The 17,980-nt window shown below is 37.1% G+C and carries 19 protein-coding genes; 4 read left to right on the top strand and 15 right to left on the bottom strand.

Annotation, left to right across the window (positions count from 1 at the left end; all coding sequences use genetic code 11):
• Window positions 1-10: 10 nt before the first annotated feature.
• From KS419_RS16120 to KS419_RS16095, 6 genes are all read right to left on the bottom strand, one after another.
• Entirely contained in the window at window positions 11-946 is a 936-nt protein-coding gene (locus KS419_RS16120) for a beta-ketoacyl-ACP synthase III (protein WP_217067495.1), read from the bottom strand.
• A gap of 146 nt (window positions 947-1,092) precedes the next feature.
• Window positions 1,093-1,518 carry a hypothetical protein gene (locus tag KS419_RS24995; protein WP_246594213.1) on the bottom strand — a complete coding sequence of 142 codons (426 nt, stop codon included), beginning with the start codon at window positions 1,516-1,518 and terminating at the stop codon, window positions 1,093-1,095.
• A 96-nt stretch (window positions 1,519-1,614) separates the two neighbouring features.
• Window positions 1,615-1,944, bottom strand: coding sequence for a hypothetical protein (locus KS419_RS16110; RefSeq protein ID WP_217067417.1), 330 nt, complete (start codon window positions 1,942-1,944; stop codon window positions 1,615-1,617).
• Window positions 1,945-2,174: 230 nt separating this feature from the next.
• Window positions 2,175-3,113, bottom strand: coding sequence for a BMP family ABC transporter substrate-binding protein (locus tag KS419_RS16105; protein WP_246594212.1), 939 nt, complete (start codon window positions 3,111-3,113; stop codon window positions 2,175-2,177).
• Window positions 3,114-3,420: 307 nt separating this feature from the next.
• Entirely contained in the window at window positions 3,421-4,158 is a 738-nt protein-coding gene (locus KS419_RS16100; protein ID WP_217067415.1) for a hypothetical protein, read from the bottom strand.
• Window positions 4,159-4,927: 769 nt separating this feature from the next.
• Window positions 4,928-5,644, bottom strand: a complete 717-nt coding sequence (locus KS419_RS16095) for a YwiC-like family protein (protein ID WP_217067414.1) — start codon at window positions 5,642-5,644, stop codon at window positions 4,928-4,930.
• Window positions 5,645-5,854: 210 nt separating this feature from the next.
• On the opposite strand from KS419_RS16095, the gene KS419_RS16090 reads away from it, so the two are divergent.
• Window positions 5,855-6,406, top strand: coding sequence for a hypothetical protein (locus KS419_RS16090; RefSeq protein WP_217067413.1), 552 nt, complete (start codon window positions 5,855-5,857; stop codon window positions 6,404-6,406).
• A 50-nt stretch (window positions 6,407-6,456) separates the two neighbouring features.
• Here KS419_RS16090 and KS419_RS16085 read toward each other — a convergent pair whose 3' ends face one another.
• From KS419_RS16085 to lpdD, 9 genes are all read right to left on the bottom strand, one after another.
• Window positions 6,457-7,167 carry a Crp/Fnr family transcriptional regulator gene (locus KS419_RS16085; protein ID WP_217067412.1) on the bottom strand — a complete coding sequence of 237 codons (711 nt, stop codon included), beginning with the start codon at window positions 7,165-7,167 and terminating at the stop codon, window positions 6,457-6,459.
• A 349-nt stretch (window positions 7,168-7,516) separates the two neighbouring features.
• Entirely contained in the window at window positions 7,517-8,812 is a 1,296-nt protein-coding gene (locus KS419_RS16080) for a NarK family nitrate/nitrite MFS transporter (protein ID WP_217067411.1), read from the bottom strand.
• Window positions 8,813-8,839: 27 nt separating this feature from the next.
• Entirely contained in the window at window positions 8,840-9,046 is a 207-nt protein-coding gene (locus tag KS419_RS16075; RefSeq protein WP_217067410.1) for a hypothetical protein, read from the bottom strand.
• Entirely contained in the window at window positions 9,039-9,572 is a 534-nt protein-coding gene (locus KS419_RS16070; RefSeq protein ID WP_217067409.1) for a QcrA and Rieske domain-containing protein, read from the bottom strand. Before KS419_RS16070 ends, KS419_RS16075 begins: the two co-directional genes overlap by 8 nt.
• A gap of 36 nt (window positions 9,573-9,608) precedes the next feature.
• On the bottom strand, window positions 9,609-10,151 hold the full coding sequence (locus KS419_RS16065; RefSeq protein ID WP_217067408.1) for a 4Fe-4S dicluster domain-containing protein: 543 nt from the start codon (window positions 10,149-10,151) through the stop codon (window positions 9,609-9,611).
• A gap of 17 nt (window positions 10,152-10,168) precedes the next feature.
• Window positions 10,169-12,292: a formate dehydrogenase subunit alpha gene (fdhF, locus tag KS419_RS16060; RefSeq protein ID WP_217067407.1), complete on the bottom strand. Its 2,124-nt coding sequence runs from the start codon at window positions 12,290-12,292 to the stop codon at window positions 10,169-10,171.
• Window positions 12,293-13,429, bottom strand: coding sequence for an ATP synthase subunit B family protein (locus KS419_RS16055; protein ID WP_217067406.1), 1,137 nt, complete (start codon window positions 13,427-13,429; stop codon window positions 12,293-12,295). It lies immediately after the preceding gene.
• Between the two features lie 390 nt (window positions 13,430-13,819).
• Entirely contained in the window at window positions 13,820-14,119 is a 300-nt protein-coding gene (locus tag KS419_RS16050; protein ID WP_217067405.1) for a HesB/YadR/YfhF family protein, read from the bottom strand.
• A gap of 163 nt (window positions 14,120-14,282) precedes the next feature.
• A complete protein-coding gene (gene lpdD / locus KS419_RS16045) occupies window positions 14,283-14,618 on the bottom strand; it encodes a prenylated flavin chaperone LpdD (protein ID WP_217067404.1) in 336 nt (111 codons plus the stop codon).
• A gap of 200 nt (window positions 14,619-14,818) precedes the next feature.
• Between lpdD and KS419_RS16040 the strand changes: the two genes are divergently transcribed.
• From KS419_RS16040 to KS419_RS16030, 3 genes are all read left to right on the top strand, one after another.
• Entirely contained in the window at window positions 14,819-15,040 is a 222-nt protein-coding gene (locus tag KS419_RS16040; RefSeq protein WP_217067493.1) for a DUF2249 domain-containing protein, read from the top strand.
• A 1,020-nt stretch (window positions 15,041-16,060) separates the two neighbouring features.
• Entirely contained in the window at window positions 16,061-16,582 is a 522-nt protein-coding gene (locus KS419_RS16035; RefSeq protein WP_217067403.1) for a DUF2249 domain-containing protein, read from the top strand.
• Between the two features lie 14 nt (window positions 16,583-16,596).
• Window positions 16,597-17,865 (top strand): hypothetical protein, encoded by a 1,269-nt coding sequence (locus KS419_RS16030; RefSeq protein ID WP_217067402.1) that lies wholly within the window; start codon window positions 16,597-16,599, stop codon window positions 17,863-17,865.
• The last annotated feature ends 115 nt before the right edge of the window (window positions 17,866-17,980 follow it).

Raw genomic sequence — 17,980 nt, 5'->3', positions numbered from 1 at the left:
AATACGTTTACTAACGTCCCCATCTGAGTGCAATGGAACCCCAGACTAAACCGGCACCAAAACCTACAAGTACAACTAAATCATCCTCTTTAATTTTACCATGTTCTAAGTCGTACATTAATGATAAAGGGATAGATGCTGAAGATGTATTTCCATAAAAGTCTACTGTTCGGGACATCTTCTCAATAGGTAAATCAAGACGTTGTCTAGCAGATTCCATAATTCTGATATTTGCCTGATGAGGGATTAAAAAATCCACATCTTCCTTATTCAATCCAGCTTTTTCAACTACTTTCATGGAGGATTCACCCATTTGACGAACGGCAAATTTAAATACTTCTCGTCCATTCATTTGGAGAAACTCCCCCGGTTGTTGAATGTGATCTCCTCCACTTCCATCAGAACCAATATCAAAAGATAAAATACCACGGTTTTCGGAAACTTCCCCTAAAACCGCTGCTCCTGAACCATCACCAAATAGTACGGCAGTATTTCGGTCATCCCAATCCACAATTTTGGACAATTTTTCTGTGCCAACTACTAACACATATTTATAATCCCCAGATTCAATAAACTGTTTAGCAGTAACCATCCCATAAATAAATCCTGCGCATGCAGCACTGATATCCATCGCTGCCGCTTTATGTGCCCCCAACTGATGTTGGATCATAGAAGATACTGATGGAAATGGCTTATCTGGAGTTACTGTCGCAACTAAAATCAAATCAAGGTCTTCTGCTGAAATGTCCGCGTCCTTTAACGCTTCCACAGCAGAGCGGTAGGACATATGTGAGGTATCCACCTCTTCTGCAGCAATTCTTCTCTCTTTTATCCCCGTTCTTGTACGAATCCATTCATCATTTGTGTCGACTTTCTTTTCTAAATCAAAGTTTGTTACAATATTTTCAGGTACGTATTTACCCATACCGATAATTCCCGCACGCATAACCGTTCCTCCTTGTGTTTCCTTCATTTAGTTAATCACCTGATTCTTATACTTAATATTATGACCTAGTACTAAAAAAATTGCAATCCCAACTTTCAAGTAGAAGAATAAAAAACTCCACCGGAAAAGGTGGAGTTTCATCGTTTTTATCTCCCGTAGTTAGGGCCATAATGTGGACCATAATTTGGACCGTAGTCAGGTCCGTATTGTGGACCAAAACCTGGGCCGTATTGCGGGCCGTGATCAGGGCCGTAGTCGGGTCCATATTGCGGTCCATAGTTTGGACCGTAATTCGGACCGTAATTTGGGCCGTAGTTCGGTGCATAATTAGGTGGATGAGGTGGTCCTGGATGAGGTGGATATGGGTATGGCTGTGGTGGTGGTGCTGAATGATTAGCCCCTGTAAACGCCGTAGCCAATAAACCTCCACCTGCAAGACCCGCAACAAATGGTAAAACTGGGCCAAACCGGGTATTCTGACCATGATGTCCGTGATGCTCTTGATGTCCTTGGGACGGACCATGTTGATTTCTATGCCAACCATGATGATACATTGGAGTATGTGGATGCATGGTAGTTCCCTCCTTCAAGATCTCCCCAGAATAAATTGTCTAGTTGGGGTTCTTTTGTATCATATGAGGACATCTATCCTGTTGTTCCTGTCCCAACTATCCATTGTTATTGTTTGATTGCAGTGATTCCATCAATTCATGAAACATCTCATCAACCCTATCTTTTAGAGCTAGTTCCTTCTTATTATTAGGCTTGTGTCTTTGTAATTCTTCATAAGTTGATAAAAATGCATCGATATCCTTACTACCTATTAACGCAATAGATAAGTAACATAAAAACGTTACATTGGGCCGTTCCGCTTGATGAAGTAGAGGTGCTAGTGGTTCCAATAATTTTTTCCCTTTTTGATAATCCTTATCATGGATTGCATTGTATCCCTCCACTACCCTCTCAGCCATCTTTTGTATTCCTTTATTTTTTTCCATGAATGAAAAACTCCTTTTTAATTATTAACTTCGGGATTTTATTCTGAATCTAGTCAAGATTCCTGTTTTTCAATTCTATCTCCGTCCATGATGCCTGTTAAATAAGAAAAGCACAAGTGCCTTGCTCACGGAAGCAACTTTCTATTTCATGCCTCTCCAAATTTAAAAACAGTCATGAAAAAAAATGTAAATGAAGAGACTCATTTACATTTTTATTATCACCTATAAAATTATTCCGAATGCTCATGGGGGAACTTTCCAGTCTTTACATACATTTCAATTGCGTGCTCAATCCGCTCCTTTTTCTCTATTGGTACGATGGAACTAAATTCACCTAAAGAAATTACCCCATCCGCAAAATCATAATATTCATTCCCATTTTGCAGAACACCTTGTTCAAATGCAGTGGCAACATTTTCGTATAATTTTTCCACGTGCTGAACTGTACTTGTTAATATGGTGTACTCCCCTAAATCAATATGATCTCCTACGTATCCGATGGCGTATAATCCATCACTTTTAATTTGCTCTACCACAGAAACATGGAACCCATCTCCAGCAGGATAAAAAATGTCTACTCCTGAACTCTTCATATTTTCATAGTAATAAAGGGCTTTGTTCGTATCAACCCAACTTTCGACGAAGTCTACTGTTACTTCAACATCAGGAGAGTGAAAACTCGCCCCATCTACAAACCCCTGAACTTCCGGCTGAAATGGAAATGCTGCAATTATTCCTAAATGATTTGTTTTAGTCATCTCACTGGAAAGCATGCCGGCAAAATACCCCATTGCATATCCCTCAAAATGAAGGCTTGTAATATTTTCTCCCTCAACGTTCCCATTAAAACTGACGAAATGAATATTTTTATATTTATCTTTCAATTCCATAAAGTATTCTGAATATAAACTGCTGTGTCCAAAAATGATATTTACTCCTTCATTATGGTACGATTCTACCGATTCATATATTGCTTCTTTTGTATGTATATCTTCTCTGATATAAACTTGTATACCTAATTTAGATTGAATAGATAATATCCCTTGATAGCCTTTACTGTTCCATCCTTGGTCATCAATTGGATGGGGCAACAATATCCCTGCTTTCTCTAAGGTCTCTTCTTGATCATTCCCACAACCCACTACGAGAAAGACAAGGATTATCGCCATTATATTCCACCAACGTATCATCTTGATGGCACGCTCCCTTTACGTTTTATTCTGTAATAAAGGAACTCTAAGATGAATCCAATTCCGATTGCCGAAAGGACTTTCAAAGTTGTCATTCCTTCAATGAAAATCTCTAATATGAAGAATGATAGTAGAGCACTAACAGCAAATATTATCAGACCTAAAAATGCCCTCATAAACAAGTGCCCCTTTCACTTTCTTCTTTGTACTAAACTCTATTATCATCACAAAAATTACTAGAATTTGCAAGATCATTTTTTACATGTTTTTAAACAATTTTATTTAATTATTCATATTTAACAAAAAAGGTTAAAATAGGCTGTAGGAATTGTTCGATCGTTTTCCCTGGTAAATAGAAAGTTGTCTCTAAATCCTTTTGAGTTTGTTTTTTTTCTTTAATAAAAAATCGAGTTTGTTTTTCCATGGAATACGGTGCCTGATAAACAGCCTGAATTAATCTTATTGGAATTGAAGGATCAAGTTTCTCACATATCTCACCTAATTTTTTACATACATCTTCAATTTCTTTTTCTTCAATACCATAGGAAGATTTTATTTCCTGTATCATTTTTTTATAAAAAAAACGATTCGTTTTTTCTTCCTCCAATTGTTTGTCTAAATAGAAACATGGATTTATAAATACAGCAGATCTCACACTAACGCTTGGATCTGTCATAAGTCTCAAAACTAATAAAGCGCCCATACCTTCTGCTAAAATATGAATATGCTGGTTTAAAATTTCTGTCTTCATTACCAAGCTTTTTAGTCGCCCTAATACCACGGATAGACGATCGTTCCCCCAATGCGCTCCACCTTGATCACAATAAAAAATGGTATAACCTGCTTCCATTAACCCTTCCAAAAGGTTTTTCCGAGTAGGGTGCTGTGTCCATAAACTTGTTTCACCCTGAATATAATGATTGCGATCCCCAACTAATAAAATACCATATCCATTCGGTTTCTCTGGAAGATGGAGGAGACATTTTTCTTCTTCAATTGTTAGTGTACGCTTTCTCACTGACATGACCATCCCTCTCCAATTAATATTGTTGCCTTCCTTTTCTATAAACATATTTTTCATAGTATGTTATTCAATTGGAAATGGCATTGTTCATAAAAATCAATAAAGTAAGAAGGAAATTACTAATTATTCCTTATATTTTTTTATATGACAAGCTACCGTCAATCATTCCTCTAGGCTCAACAGAAAACGTGAACCTTCACCTTTTTCTATAGACAGTAAGAGAAGCGCAGTGGCATGCCCGACATTAGGACGTCCTGTCCGTTCATCGGGCAAAACGCCACGTCCTGTGGCATGCCCGACATTAGGACGTCCTGTCCGTTGTGGTAACTGGAAGTAGATTCAAGGGCAGCACACTGAAGAAAACGCTCGTCGCTGGAGCTTGACAGAGATAACAAATCATATACTTATCTCTCAAAAAAAACTATTATGAATTAATTTAAAGGATTCACAATAGGTTTTCCTTTTATTATCGTTTCCGTTTGTATGGATGGAATTCTAACCATTGTCTTTACTCGCGAAATAAATATCCACAAATGGTTGACGTAAACTTGTTAATGGTGTAGATTGCTTGATTGTTAAATATTAAATGTAATCCATTTTGAGTCTCCCTATCGTATTAATTAACGGTCACTTTTCGCTTCGAATCCTCGGACATCAAGTACCTATGGGCTTTTTTCTTCAAACCTCAAATAACTCATTACAGGAATGCTCCTATCACATGATATCCCTCATAGGTTTTCGATCTCTTCCATCTTTATGAAAATAATTACTATCTAAATAATACGATGATGATAAAGAAAACTGTACTATTTACGATTTCAATAGTGCCAATTTGAATTGGTTTTTGTACATATTTTTTAGGTACAAAGACGGTTTTCAAAAACGTTAATAAAAAAACAATTGCTGCACCATACCAGTGAATCAATGTGGCAACCAATACAATTATCAAATGATATATAAACGATGTTCGGTGAAATAACCGATTGCCTTTCTCTCGTATAAGAGATTTCACATGAAAAACACTCGCTGTGAAAAACAAAATACAAAGCATCCACAATTGGATAGACGTTTCATCAATAGATGACCCCGTTAAACTATAAGACAAAAATAGCAAACTTGATAATGCTGCAATGGCAACAAAGTCATTTATAAATAACCGTTCCCGTTTTATTTTTGCAAAAAACAAATTCACCATAAAAAGAGGAAAAATCAATAAGCAAATGATTAATATAATCGGATGTAAAAATAGGATAGGAATTGTGAACAGACATCCAATCGCTAAATACGTAAAAAAGGATGGCCAAACATCTTTATATTTCCTGTTTCTTATATATGTTAACAAAGGGGCTTGTGCAAAATAAATGGCAAATAGCCCAATAAACAAAACTAAATGTAACCACTGAACCCCACTTTCAAAAGCCCCAATCCAATATGGGACAACAAGCATTGCCCAAGCTCCATGCTCTCGAGGTATATACCATTTCATAATACTTCCCTCTTTCCTTCTCATTACGTTCCTTATCTATTTTACCGATTATATATTTCATCCAATGTGATAGGAGTCACACTGAATGAAATCATTCGTGAACAAATTTAGAACTTCCCTTTTGAAACTAGCCAGTGTGATTTCTACCACAGTCATTAATAACAACCTTTGATAAAATAAATCTATTAAATGAATGTAAGGAGGTACATGATGCTTTCTGTTATTATTAAATACACTGGAGAGAAAATGTTCTTTAGTTATATATCAACACTTGGGTTTTCATATGATCAAAATTCTTATAGATTAGCTCTAAGTAAACGGGCTGGGGGACCTGTTGTATTAACACATCAACCTGAACTAAAAAAGTTAATTCTTCAATTTCCAAAAGAAGTGACGATGGAAGATTGCAAGACAATTAATGAAATAATCACATCTATCACTAATGAGATAAAAGGAGATGTTGATGATCAAGGTGCACATATAGGTTATGACAAACATGGTAAAGAAATCTATATATACCATGGTTTCTACAAATGGAGTGATTTTATTAACAAGGCAAAACATCGTTCCCTAGAGGGACATAAGGTTTCAGTGCTTCATGGAGAAAATGAGTTAGGAGAGGGAATACTATTAACGTATGAAAGAAGAAAAATCTCTAATGATCAAAGAGGCGATATTGTATCCTGTACTTTAATAACAAAAGAAGGAGAACAATCATTTTACGGAGAAGCCATTGAAGTCATTCCAATAACTCAATGGTAAAGGAATGTAAGGGGATTCCCCAAAACAATTGGGTCATCCTCCTTTGAGTTTTATATTGTACAAATCTCGACTGGACAGTCCCCACAATGTAAATAATCCTTTAAAAACTGAACATCATGGAGGATAATATGTCCATCTTTCATGGAAATAATATCTGATTTTTTAAGATCGTTTAACATTCTATTAACGCTCTCCCGTGTTGTACCAATATAATTAGCAATATCTTGGTTTGTTAACTGAACATTGATTAATGTCCCGTCTTCAGAGGTGATACCATAGGAATTACTAAACCGGATCAATGTGGAATAGAAAGCACCCGTTTTTCCACATAAAATTAAATCACGGAATTTCGCTTGGGTAGACTGCGTATGACGGGCAAACCACTTCATAAATGCAACCGCAATTTCCCCATTTTCACGAAATAGTTCTTCAAGGGCATGACGTTCAAATCGAACAAGGCTTGCATCCTCTAGCACCTCAGCTGTTACACTAATAGACATTTCATTAAATAAGCCAACCTCACCTACAAGTTCATCCTTCTGCTTCAAGTGAACAGAGAATTCTTTTCCGTCAGACGTCATCTTACTTAAACGGACTTTACCAGAGCGAACTAAGTAAACATGTTCTGGATAATCTCCTTCGTAAAAAAGAAATGTTCCACTTTTTACCGACATCTCTAAACCATAAGTTAATAATAGATTTTGGTTTTCTTCAGACAGTTCATTAAAGAACCTTTTCATTTGTAATTGTTTTTTTTCCATAAGAAAACCTACCTTCTAAATTCGAATATTCCTGTATCTATTATGTTATCACTATATATACAGTTTTTAATATCGAATATATGAAGATTATATGACGTTTTAGGCTGGTTTTAATTTCATTCTGATCTTCCTAAAATAGACAATCATTTGAAATTAAAGGGGGGAAAATTACATAAAACAGAAATAAAGGATGCAAAGAAAGCTACTCAAGTTAAATATAAGATCTTTGCTCCTGAATTCTCTCATTGGAATAACTCCTGGACTTTCATCATACCTGTTCCTTATCCTAATAAATAATAAAGAGAAGAGCTGGCTTTAAACAAAATGAGTTAAACCAGCTCGATTATCATTAACATTTCACTTCTGCATTTTTTCTAGAATAATAGTACCAAGTAATTGCAAGACTTATTGCATAGTAAGCGATGAATATATAGAGAGCTAGATTTGCTGTACCTGTAGTATCAATAGACCATCCAAACACCTTCGGAATAATAAATGCCCCATAAGCTCCAATAGCAGAAGTCCAACCAATAACAGCAGCGGCTTCTTTCTGGTTATCGAAAATATAAGGAATCATACGGAATGTAGAGCCATTGGCAATTCCAGTTGTTACAAAAAGAATTAAGAACATAATTAAAAATCCGGTAAAGTTCCCGACATTATAGTAGTAGATTACACCGATTGTAGCTAAAATCATGATGATAATATCCCAAAAAGTAACAACGGCACCACCGATTTTATCAGAAATCCAACCACCAACTGGTCGAATCAATGCTCCTACTAGCGGTCCCAAAAATGCATACTGGACAGCATTTACTTCTGGAAATTCCGTTCTCATTAATAACGGAAAAGCCGCAGAATAACCTATGAATGAACCGAAACACATGACATACAACCATGTCATTACCCAAGTATGTTTCTTTTTCAATATAACTGCTTGTTCTTTTACCGAAGCCTTTGTTCCTGGCAGATTATCCATCCAAAAAAACGCAGCAATTAGTGTCAGAATAATTGGTATTACCCAGATAAACGCTGCATTTTGTAACCAGACTTGAGTTCCATCAGGTAATATTTGAGGATTTCCAGCAACAGCACCAAAAATACCAACTGTTACCACTAACGGTGCTAAAAACTGTACAGCACTGACACCTAAGTTTCCAATCCCAGCATTAATTCCAAGGGCAGTTCCCTTTGCCTTTCTAGGATAAAAAAAGCTAATGTTTGCCATAGATGAGGCAAAGTTCCCTCCTCCCAAACCACAAAGGGCTGCTAGGATCGCCATTGTTAAAAAAGAAGTCTCTGGATTTTGAACAGCAATTCCTATCCCTATGGCTGGAATCAGCAATGTCGCTGTACTAAAAATGGTCCAGTTTTTCCCACCAAAAAGAGGAACGACGAAGGTGTAAAAAATCCGCAAAGTCGCTCCAGTTAAACCTGGAAGAGCGGCTAATGTAAATAATTGTGAATTAGTAAAACTAAATCCTATATCATTTAAGCTAGCAGCTGTTACAGACCATATTTGCCAAACCGCAAATGCTAGTAATAATGCTGGAACAGAAATCCATAGATTTCTACTTGCATGTCTTTTTCCCTCGGTTTTCCAGAATTGTTCATCTTCTGGTTCCCACCTTGTAATTCGTGGCATATTGTTACCCTCCAAATGAACCAAATTTTAACTCTTTTTTTCTGAACTGTACTCTATTTTTCGCAAATGTCCGTAAGCTAAAAAGGCAACGAATGCCATTACAATCCCGACTCCAGAGTAGAGTAAAGTTTGTTCATACTCTCTTCCTAAATAGGCCTCTATTGTCCATTGAAGCATGACAACATTGATTGCAATGGTAAAAATAATGACGCCCCAACATACTTTTTTACCCATGGCGATACTGCCTCCCAACAGCGTATACCTTTCCATTTTCTACTTCTATCTCAATGAGAGGTAACTCTCTTTGTGGCGGACCGGCAACAGGCTGACCATTCGAGACATCGAAGTAGCCCTTATGACAAGGACAAAGTAAAATATCTTTTTCTTTTTGGTAAAATACAGGACACATTAAATGAGTACAGGCCGAGTTGTAGGCTACTAACTCCCCTTTAACGGTATGAACTAATAATGCAGGATCGTTTTCCGTAGGATAATTAAAAGTAAAGGCCTCTCCTTCTGGTAAACGAGCAAGATCTATTATTTCCACTCTATCATGATCCGGTTCCGCAATCCCTATCATCGCCCGAACACTGAAGGGAACGGTGGATAACCCTAAAGCCATTGACGCACCCACAGCAGATTTGATGAATGCTCGGCGATTGTACCTCAAGTCGTCATTTTGATCCACATTATCCATTAGATTAATCATGTCATGATTAGATTTTTTTCCATGTCGTCCTTTTGGACATTCCTTTGACATCTTTCCCACCCCTATCTCTAAGCTATTTGTCTAATATCAATCGGAATACACCCCGAAGAACTCCGGTACATATTGCCACTTATCATTTTCCGAAGGCTTTTTCCCTTCAATTAAGTTCATTTGTGTTCGACGTCGTCGAAGTTCCATCATTTCATCATGATCAATAAATCGAATAGCATCACTTGGACAAACGGATGCACACATTGGTGAAATATCATACTTCGTACGGTCATAGCACATATCACATTTGTACATTTTATTCTCTTCGAAATCGAACTTAGGGATTCCAAACGGACAACCGAAAGTACAGTTTCTACAGCCTATACACTTCTCTTCCATCGCAGAAAGGACGACCCCTTCTTCCGTGATTTGAATGGCATTCGCCGGACAGACCTTAGCACATGCTGGATCCTTACATTGCATACACATCATTGGAAATGTTTGACGGCTTTCAAAGAAGTCAATATACTCCACATAGTTACGTTCTTTCGCATCATGGCCGCCGCATTCTCGACAGGCTGCTTGGCAGGACCGACACCCGATACATCGCTCGAATTCTAAATACATCACTTTTTTCATGTTCGTTCCTCCTTGAGTTATGCCTTTTTAAGCTTTACGGCACACACTTTAAATTCTGGCATCCTAGATGTTGGATCTAAGGCTGGATTCGTCAGCTTATTAACAGACAGCTCTTTTCCCCAGTGATATGGGATAAACACATGGTCCTCACGAATGGCCTTTGTAATACGCGCTTTTACAGACATAGAGCCACGTTTTGTTTCAAGAAAGACAGTATCACCATCTTGCAAAGCATATTTTGATGCAAGATGTGGGTGCATTTCTGCGTATGGTTCAGGACATTGTTCCATTAAAAAATCGGTTCTTCTTGTTTGTGTTCCAGACAAATAATGAAAAACAACACGACCTGTAGTAAGGATGTGAGGATAGGCATCTGATGGGTTTTCATTAGGTTCCTGCCAATCCACTGCCGCTAAATTTGCTTTTCCATCTGGAGTTCCAAATGTCTCTTGGAACATGGTTGGTGTCCCAGGATGATCCTCAGATGGACATGGCCAGAATAGGCCATCCTCGTTTTCAATTCTTTCGTATGTCATTCCGGAGTAATCTGCTTTTCCTCCTTTGGAGGCTATTCGGAATTCCTCGAATATCTGAGGGACATTGTCATAGTTGAAATAGCTTCCTTTTCCCATTCGCTCTGCAATTAGTTTCATAATTTCCCAATCTGTTTTTGAATCTCCAATCGGATCCTTAACTTTCCGTATTCGAATCACACGACCTTCTAAATTAGTCGTTGTTCCTTCATCTTCTGCCCATGTCGTTGCAGGTAACACTACATCTGCGAATTCAGCCGTTTCAGACAGGAAAAAGTCACTAACTACCATGAAATCAAGCTTTTTAAAGCCATCCCAAATATAATGATTATTAGGTGCCGAAACAGCTGGGTTACTACAAATAACATGCATGGCCCGGATGTTGCCCTTTTGAATTTCATCAAACATTTCATAAGCGGAGACCCCTGCTTTAGGCATTTCTGCGGGGTCAATTCCCCAAACACCAGATACATAATTTACATGGTCTGGATTATCGATCTTACGATAACCTGGTAAGGCATCTGCTTTCTGTCCATGCTCACGACCGCCTTGCCCATTCCCTTGCCCAGTAAATGTCGCAACGCCAGAAGCGAACTTCCCAATCTGTCCCCGAAGTAAAGCCATAGAAGTATATAAGCAAACATTATCAACACCTTTTGATTGCTGCTCTACTCCCCTTGCAAACATCACTACCGATCTTGGAGATCGGCCAAAGATATGCGCGGCTTTCACAAGTTTTCCTACTGAAACTCCAGTAATTTTCGACGTATATTCAGGAGTGAATTTCTCAACAGATGTTTTTAATTCTTCATAGTTATTGCATCGTTCATTTACATACTCTTCATCTACATATCCTTCTTTTACAATTAAGTGCATTAAGCCATTGGCTAATGCCGAATCCGTTCCTGCCTTTAAGTCTAAGTGAACATCTGCTATTCTGGCTGTCGGTGTTTCCCTCGGATCAGCTACGATCATTTTTGCCCCTTTGTCTCTTGCTTTCCATAACCACTGGATGGTGGTTGGATGACATTCTGCTGTGTTTGATCCTGCCATAAAGAAACAGTCTGTATGCTCAAGTTCTGGCCATGGTAGTGTTGATCCACGATCTATCCCTAATGTTTTCATAAAGCCACCAGCAGCGGATGACATGCAAAAGCGACCATTATAATCCACATATCTTGTACCTAGTGCAACCCGGGCGTATTTTCCAACGAGATAACATTTTTCGTTTGTCATAGATACTCCTCCAAATACCGAGAGAGCGTCTTTCCCATGCTTCGCTTGAAGTTCCTTGAAATTTTTCTCAATGAGATCTAGTGCTTCTGTCCAACTACTTTCAACAAATTTCCCATTCTTTTTAATCAATGGTTTCGTAATTCTCTCCGGATGGTCTACAGTCTGATATGCCGTAACTCCTTTAGGACATAATTTTCCTAAAGTTACTGGCCAATCATAGCGCGGTTCAACTCCCACCACTTTTCCTGTCTTTTCATTTACTCGAATATGCATCCCACACTGCATACCACAATAGCAGCAATGCGTCGTAATTAATTTTTCACCGTCATGTTGAAGATTCTTAACACCTGGCTTAACAACAAATTGTGTCATTTATTTTTCCCCCTTAGCATCATAGAATGTCTCCGCACGCTCCCGTCCAAACCCTGGTATGTGAATGCCATTATTCGTCTGTACTGGTTCAGCTGAAGTACCGAATGGAGTTTTCATATTTAGTTGGCTCATCACGCGAATTTTTCGCCTGCAAGCTGGACAATAATCGGAAAGTTGATGACCGTCATTCGTTTTAAAATCAAACATTTGTTTCCCTAAAATCGTTTGTACATCCGTGATTTGGTCATCGCTGGAGTAAAGCTCTCCACAGCCAACACACTCTTTCGTATCAATACCAGGTTCCTCTTGATAATTCATTGGTACAGCAACTGCCATTGGACGAATTGGTAAGTGGAATAGTTTACCAAATGGGAAGTAAACTAGGAATAAAACAGTTGTAACTTGATGGAGTAGTTGGAACTGAGGATGCATCCAACCACCTAATAATTTGTAAGAGACAGTTAATAACAAGCCTGTTCCTGTCATTGCTAATAAAATATATAGTGGTACTAAATCAAATTCTGCTCGTTGGGTAACTTGGGTATCATGATTTTTGATACGTCGGACGATCGCCATGATTACACCGATGAGAAGCATAGTTGCCGTAATGTTTAATCCTTCAAAAATTAACCCTGCTAGTAGCCCATCTGGATGCATTTTAAGCGTTGGGACTCCGAATACAACCACTTGGTATGTCGTTGCATCCACTAACTTAAAATGCATCCATCCAAAGGTTAAACCAAAGGTAATAGCTAGTGATCCGATACATCCCCAGGCAATAAGCCAGTGCTGAATTCCTCTGTAAATTCCACGTTTAAAGATGTATTTTTGAAGAATAATATTGTCTATCAACGTTTTGATAATTGCCTTTACATTTCTTTTCTGACGTTTCTTAGCTTTCATATTTTGAATTGATCTTTTAATCATTTCATGTGTTGCCGGGCGCATCACCCATGAAGTTAGGCGGACTGTCATTCCAATAAAAAATATAAATGAAGCAACCATGTATCCAAATAACATCCAATCTACCTTTGTAAATTGTCCTGTGCCGATCCACATGGTAAAAAATAAAAAGATTACTACGAAAAACGAGTTCATACTCGCCTTGGAATTAAATGATTTCTCTATTGCCTTCATTTTTGTACCTCCTTTGACCTCTCCAGGTGACCATTCTTGTTCTTTACTTGTAGTTATCATTGTAAGAACCAATGTGACATACCACTGTGCAAATTCTCACACCACCCCTGTGAATTTCATCACACCACAGATTTTAGCTGGACAAAAAAGAGTATCTTATTGTTGATGTACCAACGACGGAGAGGTTATTAGACAACGATGCCCGTTCACAAAAATGTCACTTTATACACAAAAAATCCGGGGACCAGGTCCCCGAATTTTTTGTGCGGGACCTGGTCCCGCACAATTTTGTGAACAAAATAAAGAGGCACTTGGAGAAAACATTTCCTCCAAGTGCCTCTATCATTTTTCTACATATCATTTAATCCTATAGTAAGCTTGATTCAGCAGTCAGTCTTCCTGAATATCATGGGTAAATTGAATTTCATCTATAGTACTATCATAATCCACAGAAAAGTCTTTCCCATTAAAGTACCATTCATCCTTTGTTTCAATATAAAAGTGGATATCTTTTTCTGTTACGGTTACAACTGGGTCTTCTGGATCCTTTTTCACTACCCCTAAAGAAAAGCCTGTTTGAATATTACCACAACCTCCATAGCGAACGAAAAATTGAACACCATCACCAGGTTTCACGTCTAGTTCATCCTGAAACCACTTAATTGCTTTATCACTAATATCTATTTTCATTGGAGTCCTCCATTCCTTTCGTTCCATTCAATACATCTCTATTGTACCAAACAACGGTGCAGATGATAAATTACTACAACTTATCAAATTAATGATACTTATCTCAAAAAAAGAGTATTCATTCAGCTCAATCGGAGCTTCCATAAATACCCTTACTTTACAATTAAGATGAAATCTCCTGAATTGATTTCTGATCAGCCATTAAGTGGAAAAAACTTTCCCAAGTCTTGTCCACTAGATGTTTAATATCTTCCTTCGTAGCATTGTCCACATGTATTCCACCAGAGACCACCACATTTTTCTGGAAAGTTGTACACCATACACTAGCTAACTCTTTAAATAAATCTTCCTCTTTATGATGTGGTAGTCCATGACTAAAAACTTGCGCATGATCATCACTCCACGTGGCGATGACAACAGCACCAATATGGGGTTTTGTTCCACCACTGACAACAATGAGATCATCCCCTCCAACATGATGTATTTCACATTGAACCATGGTCCTCCTCCATTCCATAACAATCTCTTTCTATACATAATGTATCAAATCCCAAAAGATAATCATGTGAAATAAATCACAATTTTGAAGGAGTTTCACCATCGTGACCTCCATCACTGAGAAATATAGTAACTTTCCCTACTATAAATAGGAGAAGTTAAAATTATTATCAATCAGGGGGAAACAAACGTGGATATTATATTGAACTAGATGTCCGGGAAGATAATGCAACAAGGAATGATCCTTTTGAAAAAATTATGAATGCCATACATGATTTAACCCTAAATGGAAAACTAGTATTACATACTCCTTTCATACCAGAACCCCTTTTAAAAGTAATGAAGTCAAAGGGATTTGAGTATGAAATTCAAGAAGAGAAAAATAATCACTATATCACTACCTTTATATTAGAGGAAGAGTAATTCTTGAAATTCCATTGTCAACGCAGTGATTATTCAGTACTCTCCTTTAACAGAGCCTAAATTATTACTATTCTTGGCGTTAGATATAGTCTATTTCATAACCAGGAGGTGAATTAGAAGTTGTTCCCCCTTGTTACTCTTTTTGGATATTTAATTGTTATTGCCATATTACTGAACTTTAGTATGTATTTTATTTTTCTATGGATTAGAAACTCTAAAAACAGAAATATTAGGAAAAAACTTGCTACTGTTGCAAGAAAATGGATGAAGTCCCATCGACCAGTGGCAGTTGTGGCAACCTGCTTCCTACTATTGCACGTTTTTTTCGTGTATCAACAGCGCTCAGATTATTTTAGCATGCAATTTGCTTCAGGAATAATTGCCGGGGGAATGTTCCTAATACTTATAATCACTGGCTTATACCGTAATCAAAAGGCCACTGGCAGAAGGAGACGAGCTCACCAATACACTGCATTCCTATTTGTTTTCTTTGTTTTGATACACGTAGCCATAGTCTATCTCTAAAAGAATGCAAAAAAAACTACTAAAGATTCTTTAGTAGTTTTTTTCGTTCATATGATTGGGGGTCATAATGAACGAAAATCCATGCATTTCATTTGGGTTTGTAACGCTAGCATTTGGCAACATGCTGGTTTTGGGGGAACCAGTCATGTCTTACTACGTTGGGTTCTTATTTAAAGGAAGTAAAACTATAAATCGCTGGTAGAAGTTTTTAATCTAGAATTTTTGGCGACCTTCTATCTTAATACCTTCTAACGACTATAGGTATAGTTTACATAGATTCCCTTGTTCAAAATGTGAAAAAAATCACATTATTTTTATTTATTTGGATAGAGTTATGAACATTTTATGGATATCAATAATTTCTTTAAATAACTCCGATCTATACTAAAAATGTGTCTATATTTTATCAACAGTTCATGTAGTGATTTGTATCACTTCACTTTTCTTCGATAACAACTACATTTATACTATAGATCATTTGTGAGGGGGATAACGATGTTTAACAAAGTGATACTTGATGTACGGGAAGACTTATCTAACAAACGGGACCCATTCAAGAAAATTATGGGTACTGTAAAAACGTTGAAGAAGGAAGAAAAGCTCATTCTCCATTCGACTATTAAACCAACACCTCTTTTGACCATTATGAAAGCAAAAGGTTATGAAAATGAGGTAGAAAAAATAGATACAAATCATTATAATACAACATTTACTAAAAAGGAAAATGGATTCTTTTCGTTATTCCAAAAGAAAAAAGAAAGAAGAGATGTTACACCATCTCTACTGAAGGAGGAAGAACTTACTTCATACTTCTTAGATAATCGAGGTTTACAACCTCCACAACCGATGGTACGTACAATGAAACGACTGGAACTCCTTCAACCTGGAGAAACATTAATTATTCATAACGACCGGGTACCAGTATTTTTATTAGAAGAATTGAAGGATCTCCATATTAGTTATGAAATAGAAGAACAAGAAGATAACACTGCAAAAGTACATCTAACAAAATACTAAGGAGAGGACCAATCATGCAACTAAATTTCCAACAACCATCAGAACAAAATGATTCCTTTATCCTTCCCTTTTCCTTTATCATAACAAGCTTTTTTTCTTTATTAATCTTTGCAATTGCATTGGCAATAAATCCAACCGCATTCTCTCTCGAATTAATTCGGCTTCCTTCCGGCCTTTCACTTGCCCACTTGTTTATACTCGGATGGGCTTCGATGCTAGCGATGGGGGCAATCTATCAATTAATTGCTGTTGTTACCCAAAGGCCTATTTATAGTAATCGATTAGGGTTTCTCCATTATGCCTTTTATTCTGTCGGTGTGATTGGTCTATACATTTCACTTACTGGTTTTCAATTAATACCAATGATTATATTTGGTAGTTTAACAATTATAGGTACACTTTCATTTATTTATAATGTATTAAAAACGATATCTTTATCAAAATTAAACAACTCAGTTATCTCGGCCACTAGAAATGCATTGCTTTATCTTGGGTTAACCGTCCTTACGGGACTTCTGATGATCCTAAATTTCCGGTTTTCCATTATCTCCTTTCACCAACCTATCTTTTTAATGCACCTTTGGTCAGGGTTAATTGGTTGGTTTTTGTTCTTAATTGTCGGGTATAGCTTCAAAATGCTTCCTATGTTTTATTTGGCTCACGGCCATTCCGAAAAATGGCAAGTATGGATCATTCGTTTCTTACATGGGGCAATTTGGGTCAGTGCTATTGCAGCATTTTTTGAAAAAGCTCTACAGCTATCATATTTAAGTTTCTTTCTTTTATCCCTTAGTTTAGTGCTATTTATTTTGCAAATAAAAGAGATTCAGAGGAAGCGATTTAAAAAGAATCCTGGAAAGGGAATTACTTTCTTTGTTGGGCTTGTTTATGGATTAACTGGAGCGTCAATTATCACATTTCTATTAGCAGTTATTCAACCATCACTACTACTAAATATGAAATTTATTGGTGCTATTACTTTGTTTTATGTACTGGGTTTTGTGAGCTTATCAATCTTGGCCTATCTCTCTAAAATCATTCCATTTCTATGGTGGACCTTTCGATACGGAAAGGAAGTTGGAAAAGGAGAAACCCCTTCCCTATCTGAAATGATTAATGAAACGGTCGCAGAACGTAAACTTTGGTTCCAATTACTATGTTTACTCCTTTTTATCGGTGCCTTACTTCTTGAATTAAATTTACTATTAATAATTGCTGCCATATTATTTGCGTTTAGTATCGTTTACTATTTAATGACTATTGTAAAAGCCTTTACCATTTAAGGTTTATATTGTTTTTTTAAAAATGGCTCTGTTATCGTTCAATGTTGATTTTTGCGAAATTCACTCCCTTTCACCACTGGCACAAGTGCGACATCTGCTCATTCTTCGCAGTGTC

The organism is Evansella tamaricis, from assembly GCF_019042215.1.
Taxonomy (GTDB): domain Bacteria; phylum Bacillota; class Bacilli; order Bacillales; family Salisediminibacteriaceae; genus Evansella; species Evansella tamaricis.
Note: the sequence above shows the minus strand (reverse complement) of the source record. Positions and strands in the feature narration are given on the sequence as shown.

Coding starts and splice junctions, on each gene's coding strand:
- KS419_RS16090 (WP_217067413.1), top strand. CDS start 5,855: ATGCTTTCTGTTATTATTAAATACACTGGAGAGAAAATGTTCTTTAGT.
- KS419_RS16050 (WP_217067405.1), bottom strand. CDS start 14,119: ATGAAAATAGATATTAGTGATAAAGCAATTAAGTGGTTTCAGGATGAA.
- KS419_RS16075 (WP_217067410.1), bottom strand. CDS start 9,046: ATGGGTAAAAAAGTATGTTGGGGCGTCATTATTTTTACCATTGCAATC.
- KS419_RS24995 (WP_246594213.1), bottom strand. CDS start 1,518: ATGCATCCACATACTCCAATGTATCATCATGGTTGGCATAGAAATCAA.
- KS419_RS16105 (WP_246594212.1), bottom strand. CDS start 3,113: ATGGCGATAATCCTTGTCTTTCTCGTAGTGGGTTGTGGGAATGATCAA.
- KS419_RS16030 (WP_217067402.1), top strand. CDS start 16,597: ATGCAACTAAATTTCCAACAACCATCAGAACAAAATGATTCCTTTATC.
- KS419_RS16095 (WP_217067414.1), bottom strand. CDS start 5,644: ATGAAATGGTATATACCTCGAGAGCATGGAGCTTGGGCAATGCTTGTT.
- KS419_RS16085 (WP_217067412.1), bottom strand. CDS start 7,167: ATGGAAAAAAAACAATTACAAATGAAAAGGTTCTTTAATGAACTGTCT.
- lpdD (WP_217067404.1), bottom strand. CDS start 14,618: ATGGTTCAATGTGAAATACATCATGTTGGAGGGGATGATCTCATTGTT.
- fdhF (WP_217067407.1), bottom strand. CDS start 12,292: ATGACACAATTTGTTGTTAAGCCAGGTGTTAAGAATCTTCAACATGAC.
- KS419_RS16070 (WP_217067409.1), bottom strand. CDS start 9,572: ATGTCAAAGGAATGTCCAAAAGGACGACATGGAAAAAAATCTAATCAT.
- KS419_RS16100 (WP_217067415.1), bottom strand. CDS start 4,158: ATGTCAGTGAGAAAGCGTACACTAACAATTGAAGAAGAAAAATGTCTC.
- KS419_RS16110 (WP_217067417.1), bottom strand. CDS start 1,944: ATGGAAAAAAATAAAGGAATACAAAAGATGGCTGAGAGGGTAGTGGAG.
- KS419_RS16080 (WP_217067411.1), bottom strand. CDS start 8,812: ATGCCACGAATTACAAGGTGGGAACCAGAAGATGAACAATTCTGGAAA.
- KS419_RS16055 (WP_217067406.1), bottom strand. CDS start 13,429: ATGAAGGCAATAGAGAAATCATTTAATTCCAAGGCGAGTATGAACTCG.
- KS419_RS16065 (WP_217067408.1), bottom strand. CDS start 10,151: ATGAAAAAAGTGATGTATTTAGAATTCGAGCGATGTATCGGGTGTCGG.
- KS419_RS16120 (WP_217067495.1), bottom strand. CDS start 946: ATGCGTGCGGGAATTATCGGTATGGGTAAATACGTACCTGAAAATATT.
- KS419_RS16035 (WP_217067403.1), top strand. CDS start 16,061: ATGTTTAACAAAGTGATACTTGATGTACGGGAAGACTTATCTAACAAA.